2 protein-coding genes are annotated in these 2,622 nt (G+C 67.2%); both read right to left on the bottom strand.

Annotated features, from left to right (window positions below):
• Window positions 1-127: 127 nt before the first annotated feature.
• Window positions 128-1,258, bottom strand: a complete 1,131-nt coding sequence (gene dnaN, locus WBA11_RS05740; RefSeq protein WP_424519755.1) for a DNA polymerase III subunit beta — start codon at window positions 1,256-1,258, stop codon at window positions 128-130.
• 237 nt (window positions 1,259-1,495) lie between these two features.
• The coding region (gene dnaA / locus WBA11_RS05735) for a chromosomal replication initiator protein DnaA (protein ID WP_424519754.1) at window positions 1,496-2,622 on the bottom strand (1,127 nt) is incomplete at its 5' end.

Genomic DNA, 2,622 nt, shown 5'->3' with positions numbered 1-2,622 from the left:
ATGACTAGCCGCCCTCGAGGATGCGACAGGCAACACGCTGTCTCGTCCTTGGTGCGGGTTCCGTCCTCGAGGGCAAACGAAGAACGCCCCAGCCGCGGCGCTCAAGGTTGGTCGCAGGGTAAGCGCGCTATGCGTACGTGTTGAGCATGACCGGCATGATGAGCATCAGGATCTCCTCGCCCTCGTTGCCCTCCGACGGCGACACGACGCCGGCCCGGTTCGGGGACGAGAACTCGAAGACGACGTCCTCGCCGTCTACGTTCGAGAGCACCTCCTGGAGGTACTGCGAGTTGAACCCGATCTCCATCGCGTCCGAGTCGTAGTCGCACAGCACGCGCTCCTTGGCCTCGGACGCCCGCTCGATGTCCTCCGCCGAGATCGTCAGCGCGTCGGACTCCAAGGCGAGGCGGATCTGGTGCGTCATCGAGGACGAGTACAGCGCCACGCGCCGGACCGCCGCCAGGAGCGCCTCGCGCCCGACGGTCAGCCGCTTCTCGTTCTCGACCGGGATGACGGCCTCGTAGTTCGGGTACTGCTCCTCGATGAGCCGCCCCACAACCTGGGTGTCGCCGAAGTCGAACCCGACGTAGCCAGACCCGATGCGGACCGTGCACGCGTCGTCGCTCGCGGCCTTGCCCGCCAAGGACAGCGCCTTCTCCGGCACGATCACGTCGACGGCGTCGGCCGCCGTGATCCCGTCCACGACCATCTTGACGAGCCGGTGGCCGTCGGTCGCGACGACGGTCGCGTTCTCGGGGCGGACCTGGAACAGCACGCCCTGCATCGCGGGACGGAGCGCGTCCTTGGAGACGGCGAACCCGGTCTTGTCGATGGCCCGCTTGACCGCGGCGCCGGTCGTCTCGACCTCTTGGGCGTCCTCGAGGGACGGCAGCGCCGGGTAGTCCCCGCCATCGAACCCGACCATCTTGTAGCGGCCCTGGTCCGTCGTCAGCTCGACGTTGTAGTCGGCGTCTGTCTTGACGGTGACCGACAGGTCCGGGAGGGCTCGCAGCGTGTCGATGAGCCGCTTGGCCGGGACCGCGATGCGCTCTTTCCCCTCGGTCCCGTTCTGGCCGAACTGGACCTTGATCCGCTGGACGATCGAGATCTCCAAGTCGGTCGCGGAGATCAGCAGGGCGTCGTCGTCGCGCTCGAACAGGACGCACTCCAGGATGGGGAGCGTGGCCTTCGAGGGGACCGCGCCGCCGGCGGTCGAGAGCGCGCGGAGCAAGTCGGCGCTGGAAGCTGTAAACGTCATGGGTCGCGAGGGGAGAGTCGGTCTGCCACGGTATCGGCGGGTGGGCCGCCGAGGGCAAGTGCTTGGTACGCGAGAGGATCCCGAGCGGTCCTTCGAGGACCGTGAAATCTGACGGGTCTCGTCCTCGAGGCCGTCGCTCAGTACATCGAGGTCGATGAAGGGACGTCGTCCGCTCGAGGTCGAATCATCGAGCCGGAATCGAGTCCGACGCGGGCTCGTCCTCGAGGGCGTCGAGGTCTAGCGCTGGTGGAGCTCCAGCTTCTTCTTGACCGCGCTGACCATCTCGCGGAAGCTCGGGTCCGTGTCCACCTGGTCCTCGACCGAGCGGACGGCGTGGATCACCGTCGAGTGGTCGCGGCCGCCGAAGTGGAGCCCGATCGTCTTCAGGCTGTGGTTCGTGATCTCCTTCGAGAAGAACATCGCGACCTGGCGCGCCTGGACGATCTCGCGCTTGCGCGTCCGCGCCCGCACCAGGTCCTCGGGGATGCCGAGGTACTCGCACACGACCGCCTGGATCGACTCGATGGTCAAGACGGGACGGGCCTCCTTGATGAGGTCGCGCAACACCTCGCGGGCCAGCTCCTGGTCGATCTCGCGCCCGGTCAGCGCCGCGTGCGCTTGCAGACGGATCAGCGCGCCCTCGAGCTCGCGGATGTTGCTCTTGACGTGGGTCGCGATGTACTCGATGACCTCGGGCTTGACCTGGGTCCCGTCGTCGCTGGCCCGCCGGTTCAAGATGGCGACGCGCGTCTCGAACTCCGGCGGCTGGACGTCGGCGATCAACCCCCATTGGAACCGCGACAACAGCCGCTCCTCGATGCCGACGATGTCACGCGGCGGCCGGTCGGCCGAGAGCACGATCTGCTTGCCGAGCTGGCGGAGCTCGTTGAAGATGTGGAAGAACTCCTCCTGGGTCTTCTCCTTGGACGAGAAAAACTGGACGTCGTCCACGATCAGGACGTCGACGGCGCGGTAGAACTGGCTGAACTCGGCGATCCGGTTGGTCTGGATCGACTGGACGAACTCGGCCGTGAACATCTCCGACGAGACGTAGCGGACCGTCTTCGCGTGCCCGTTCGCGAGCGCGTAGTTGCCGATGGCCTGGATCAGGTGCGTCTTGCCCAGCCCGACGCCGCCGTAGACCAGGAACGGGTTGAACGACGTCCCGCCCGGGTCCTGGGCGATGCTCCACGAGGCCGCACGTGCCAGCCGGTTGCAGTCGCCCTCGATAAAGCGCTCGAACGTGTACGAGTCGTTGAGGTGCGGGTCGAGCTCGATCGGCTTGACGCCCGGTAGCGCGAACGGGTGCGCCTGGGGCGCGGGGCGCCCACTCGAGGACGGCGTCGGCCGGCCGGGTGCGAGCC

Origin of the sequence: Rubrivirga sp. (assembly GCF_049648075.1) — a bacterium.
GTDB lineage: Bacteria > Bacteroidota > Rhodothermia > Rhodothermales > Rubricoccaceae > Rubrivirga.
Note: the sequence above shows the minus strand (reverse complement) of the source record. Positions and strands in the feature narration are given on the sequence as shown.